Source organism: Rhodococcus sp. Eu-32 (assembly GCF_003336925.1).
GTDB classification, from domain to species: Bacteria; Actinomycetota; Actinomycetes; order Mycobacteriales; family Mycobacteriaceae; genus Rhodococcoides; species Rhodococcoides kyotonensis_B.
In genome coordinates this window covers 24,706-30,831 of sequence record NZ_QGNK01000004.1, presented here as the reverse complement: position 1 = coordinate 30,831, position 6,126 = coordinate 24,706, and the positions used below count along the sequence as shown (strand labels likewise).

The 6,126-nt window shown below is 65.5% G+C and carries 1 protein-coding gene; it reads left to right on the top strand.

The genetic code is table 11. From position 1 onward, the window contains the following. The first annotated feature begins 190 nt into the window (after positions 1 to 190). Positions 191 to 5,998, top strand: coding sequence for a non-ribosomal peptide synthetase (locus DK926_RS06580; protein ID WP_243636687.1), 5,808 nt, complete (start codon positions 191 to 193; stop codon positions 5,996 to 5,998). The last annotated feature ends 128 nt before the right edge of the window (positions 5,999 to 6,126 follow it).

Here is a 6,126-nt window from a genome sequence, read left to right as displayed (position 1 = left end):
GTCGTGCCGTCCGGCGGGACGATTGGTTCGAATACCCTGTACGGGCTCGGCAGCACGGCCGAGTCGGCCAGGCTGCCGTGATCGACGGTGGTGAAGACCGATCTCGAGGGGCGATGAACGAAGTGCGCAGGAATGCCGTGGACAATGCAGACATGGACTACTCGGTTCGACAAGGATGAGCCCCGACCGCGTGACGGGTCGCTCCGACGAAGAATCGACTGGACGTCCCCGAGTTCGTCGTACACGGCCGCGCCGCCCACGTCCTCGGCGCAACACGACGGCTCTGCTGCCTCAGCTGCTGTCGGCTGCAGTCGAGATCGACCCCTCCGCCGACGCGCTGGTGTCCGGAGACCGCACGGTCTCGTACAGCGAACTCGACCGTCTGTCGTCGAAGATCGCGCGCGTCCTCATCGGTCGTGGCGTCGGTCCCGAAGACATCGTGGCAATCGCGATCACGCGGTCCATCGACTCCGTCGTCGCGCTGTGGTCGATCGCGAAGACCGGTGCCGCGTTCGTGCCCGTCGATCCGACGTACCCCGTCGACCGCGTGCAGCACATGTTGACCGATTCCGGCGCGCGGATCGGCGTCACGACGTCCGCATACCGTGGAGATCTTCCGGATACATGCGAGTGGACCGTGCTCGACGATGCGGTCTTCCGATCGTCGCTCACCGAGGTCCCCGACGACAGAGTCGCGGCGGTCGATCGCGTCTCACCGTTGCGGGCCGACAATCCCGCCTACGTCATCTACACGTCGGGATCGACAGGCCTGCCGAAGGGCGTCGTCGTCACGCACACCGGCCTGGCCGACCTTGCCGGTGAACAGCTCGAGCGCTACGGACTGACGGCCCGGTCGCGCACGCTCCACTTCGCGTCGCCGAGCTTCGACGCGTCGATCCTCGAACTGATGCTGGCGGTCGCGTCCGGGTCGACGATGGTTATCGCACCGACCGACATCTACGGCGGCGACGAACTCGGCCGATTCCTGCACGACAACAAAGTCACTCACGCGTTCGTCACTCCGGCCGCACTCGCGTCGGTCGATCCGGCGGGTCTCGACGCGCTCGAGGTCGTCGTCGTCGGCGGTGAGAGTTGTCCTCCGGAACTCGTCGACAGGTGGGGTCGCGACCGTCGTTTCTTCAATGCGTACGGTCCGACGGAATCGACTGTGGCGAGCAACATCTCGGTGCCGCTGACGCCGGGAGACTCCGTGTCCATCGGTGACGCCATCACGGGTACGAGTGCGTACGTGCTCGATCGTCGGCTGCGTCCCGTCCCGACCGGTGTCGCGGGTGAGTTGTACCTCGCGGGAGCCGGTCTGGCTCGCGGATATCGGTGGAAGTCTGCGCTGACGGCGGATCGGTTCGTTGCGAGCCCCTTTTCCGATTCCGGACTCCGCATGTATCGCACCGGAGATGTCGTGCGGCGGAACTCATCCGGATCGCTGGAATTCGTGGCGCGAAACGACTCGCAGGTCAAGGTTCGCGGATTCCGCATCGAGCTCGGTGAAGTCGACACCGCGTTGACTGCGCACCCGTCGATTGCATTCGCGGTCACGGTCGGTCACGACGGTCCTGCCGGTGACACGGTGCTCGTGTCGTATGTTCGCGCCGTCGACGACGCGGTGCCGAACGTCGACGACCTGACTGCGTTCGCCGGAAAATCTCTGCCCAAGCACATGATTCCGTCGTCGATCATGGTCATCGACAAGATTCCGCTGACGCCGTCGGGCAAGCTCGACCGGGATCAGCTGCCCGAACCGATCTTCGTGACGAAGGACTATCGCGCGCCGCAGACCGATGCGGAAATCGCGGTGGCCGGGGTGTTCGCCGACATTCTCGGCGCCGAACGAGTCGGGGTCGACGACGACTTCTTCGAGCTCGGTGGAAATTCGTTGTCGGCCACCCGCTTGGCGGCACGCATCGGCGCATCGCTCGACGTGAGTTTCGGTGCGAAGGAAGTGTTCGCGGACTCGACCGTCGGAGGATTGGCCGCGGCGGCCGAGCGTCTGTTCGGCGGAACCGAACGCGTGGCGCTCGGCGCCGAACCTCGGCCGCAGCGGGTTCCGCTGTCGCTAGCGCAGCAACGCATGTGGTTCCTGAACAGGTTCGACGCCGAATCCGCTGCCTACAACATCCCGATCGCGATCCGGTTGACCGGTGAATTGAACGTCGATGCGCTGCGCGCGGCGATCGACGACGTCGTCGCACGACACGAATCCTTGCGCACCGTCTACCCGGCCGATACGGACGGCCCGATGCAGGTCGTTCTGCCCGACACCGAAACCGCCGACGTGCAGGTGCTCGACGTGGCCCCGGAGAATGTCGTCGGTGCGGTGCAGGAGTTGGCCGCGACGTCGTTCGACGTCACGACCGAAGTGCCCCTTCGGGTTCGGATCTACCGCATCGGCGGCGACGACTACGTTCTCGCGCTCGTCGTTCAGCACATCTCGGCGGACGGCAGCTCGATGGGTCCGCTGACGCGGGACGTGATGACGGCATACGTGGCGCGAGCCGCCGGTGCTGCTCCCGGGTGGGCGCCGTTGAGCGTTCAGTACGCCGACTTCGCGGTGTGGCAACGTCGCTCGCTCGGTTCGGAGGACGATCCGACGTCGACTGCGTCCGAGCAGCTTTCGTTCTGGAAGTCCGAACTGGCCGGTCTTCCGGATCAGATCGAATTGCCGACGGATCGTCCGCGTCCGGCGATGCAGTCGTTCGCCGGCGGAAAGGTCGATTTCAGTGTCGACGCGGCCGTGCAGGCGGCGCTCGTGGATCTGGCTCGTGGCGTGAACGCGACGTTGTTCATGGCGGTGCATGCGGCATGGGCCGCGGTGTTGTCGCGGTTGTCGGGTTCGACGGACATCGCGATCGGGTCGCCGATCGCGGGCAGGGGCGAGGCTGCTCTGGACGACCTGATCGGTATGTTCGCCAATACGTTGTTGTTTCGTACCGAGGTGGATCCGGCTGCGGGTTTCGCCGATCTGTTGTCGTCGGTGCGTGCGGCGGATGTGCGTGCCCTCGCCAACGCGGACGTTCCGTTCGAGCGTCTGGTCGAGGTGCTCAATCCGGCGCGGTCGACGGCTCGCCATCCGCTGTTCCAGGTCGGTCTGTCGTTCCAGAACCTGGACAAGGTCGAGCTCGAACTCCCCGGGCTGACCGTCGCGGCCGTCGACGCCGATGCCGACGTGGCGCAATTCGATCTGCATCTGATCCTCTCCGATCAGTACGACGAACACGGAACGCCGACGGGCATCGGAGGCACTCTGAAGTTCGCGACGGCGTTGTTCGACGCGGCGACCGCGGAGACCGTCGCGCGGCGGTTCGTCGCGTTCCTGACTGCGGTGGCGCACGACCCCGCGCTCGCGGTGGGTGATGTCGACATCGTCGATGCCACCGAGCGCGACATGGTGGTGCGGTCGTGGAACGCCACCGACCACGTCGTGGATGCGGACGCGACGCTCGTGTCGCTGTTCGATGCGAGTGCAGCGTCGGATCCGAATTCGGTTGCGTTGGTGTTCGAGTCGGGGTCGTGGACATACGGCGAGTTCGCCGATCGGGTGCATCGTCTTGCGCGGTATCTCGTGTCGCAGGGTGTGGGTCCTGAGTCGTCGGTCGCGGTGGCGATGCGGCGTTCGCCGTCGATGGTGTTGGCGATGTACGCGATCGTCGCCGCGGGTGGTGCGTATGTACCGGTCGATCCGGATCAGCCTGCCGATCGCACCCACTACATCTTGTCGACCGCCGATCCGGTGGTGGTGTTGACGTCGAGTCGCGACGGCGCGGTGGTGTCGGCGCCCGGTCCCGTGGTGGACGTCGACGCGGTCGACTTGAACGGGTTTTCCGGTGATCCGATCACCGACGCCGATCGTTCGGGCTCGTTGCGTGCGGACAACACCGCGTACGTGATCTTCACGTCGGGGTCGACGGGACGGCCGAAGGGTGTCGCTGTGTCGCACCGGGCAGTGGTGAACCAGTTGGAGTGGATGCGCTCGGAATACGGGCTGGACGGGTCGGATGTGTCGCTGCTCAAGACGGCGGCGACGTTCGACCTGTCGGTGTGGGAACTGTGGTCGTGGGCGACGGTAGGCGGTCGACTCGTGATCGCGTCGGCCGATGGTCATCGTGATCCTGCTTATCTGGTGGACGTGATCCGCCGTGAATCGGTGACGACACTGCACGTGGTGCCGTCGGTGCTGGGTGCGATCACCGCGGCTTCGGGTGGTGTTCTTCCGAATTCGGTCCGCCGGGTTCTGGCGATCGGTGAGGCGCTGCCCGCGTCGACGGCCGCGGCGGTGCTGCGCGGCGGCGGGGTCCGTCTGGACAACGTCTACGGTCCGACCGAGGCTGCGGTGTCGGTGACGTCGAACGAGGTCGTGTTGCCGGTGGGGTCGACGGTGCCCATCGGTCGCCCGGAATGGAATTGTCGTGTCTTCGTACTGGATTCGCGTCTGAATCCGGTGCCTGCGGGTGTTGTGGGCGAGCTGTATCTGGCCGGTGTGCAGTTGGCGCGCGGCTATCACGGCCGGTTCGATCTGACGTCGGAGCGTTTCGTGGCGGATCCGTTCTCCGCGGGTGAGCGCATGTATCGCACGGGTGATCTGGTGCGGTGGACACCGGATGGCGTCCTCGACTACGTGGGCCGATCGGACTTCCAGGTCAAGGTGCGCGGATTTCGTATCGAACTCGGTGAGATCGAGTCCGTTCTCTCTGCGGCGGCGGGCGTCCGCGACGCAGTCGTGCTTGCGCGTCGGGACGAGCGTGTGGGGGACAGGCTGGTGGCGTACGTCGTCGGCGAGGCGGGTGCCGACGTCGACGTCGCGGTGTTGAGAAATGCTGTGGCGGAGAGTCTTCCGTCGTACATGGTGCCGTCGGCGTTCGTGGTGTTGGATGCGTTGCCGTTGACGGTGAACGGGAAGTTGGATCGGAAGGCGTTGCCGGATCCCGAATTCGAGGCACGCGTGTTCCGCGCGCCGACGACGGAGATCGAACGGACCGTCGCCGACGTGTTCGCCGATGTGCTGGGTCAGCCTCGCGTCGGACTGGACGACGACTTCTTCGAGCTCGGTGGCAACTCGTTGATCGCGACCCAGGTGGTCGCGCGCCTGAGCGAGTCCATCGGGTTCGCGGTGCCGGTGCCGTGGATCTTCACCGACTCGACGGTCGAGGGGCTGTCCCGCCGACTCGCGAGCGGGGCGGACAGTGGCGTGGGCGGCGCACTCGATCCGGTGCTGCGCTTCCGTGAACCGTCGAACGGCCGGATTCTGTGGTGCGTGCACCCCATCGTCGGCATCTCGTGGCAGTTCGCGGGTCTCGCGGGACACATAGACCGTGATCAAGGGCTGTACGCGCTGCAGTCTCCCGCGTTGACCGAATCGGACTGGTCGCCGGCCGACATCGAGGAATGGGCTGCACGCTACGCCGACGAGATTCGTCGTGCGCAGCCGGTCGGGCCGTACGAGCTGCTGGGCTGGTCGCTGGGTGGCGTTCTGGCACATGCGATCTCGGTGCAATTGCAGGCGCAGGGCGAGACGGTGTCGCTGTTGGCGATGATGGACAGTGTCGTGGGAACGGCTGCGGCGACGGACGAACGGTTCGAGGGTTCCGGCGCATCGCCTGCCACGCCTGCCGACCTGTTCGGCGGACTGCTTCCCGACGGAGCAGACGCCGATGGCGTCGACCTGTCACCCGAAGGCATCGCACGGCTGTTGTCGGGGATTCCGTCTCTCGGCGATATGACGCCCGCGCGCGTCGAGCGCCTCTTCGCGGAAGCCGAACGTGCGATCGCTCTGATCGATGGACACGTTCCCGGCCGTTTCGACGGCGACCTCGTGTACTTCACTGCCGGGACCGACGACGAGTCGGGTCGGCGCGGAGCAGACGGGTGGCAGTCGGCTGTCACGGGTGACGTCGAGAACCATGTCCTGCCGTTCACCCACTGGACGATGGCGGCTCCCGATGCTCTGCAGAAGATCGGCGCAATCCTGCTTCGTCCGAATTAATCGGCAATGAGCCGAATTCGGCCCGATAAAGCAATTCATTCAGCCGAGTTCTTACGTCGAATAAACCTGGGGTCGGACGGTAATCGACAGACACACTGGAATCGAAAGAGCAGGTCAAGGGGGTTGTC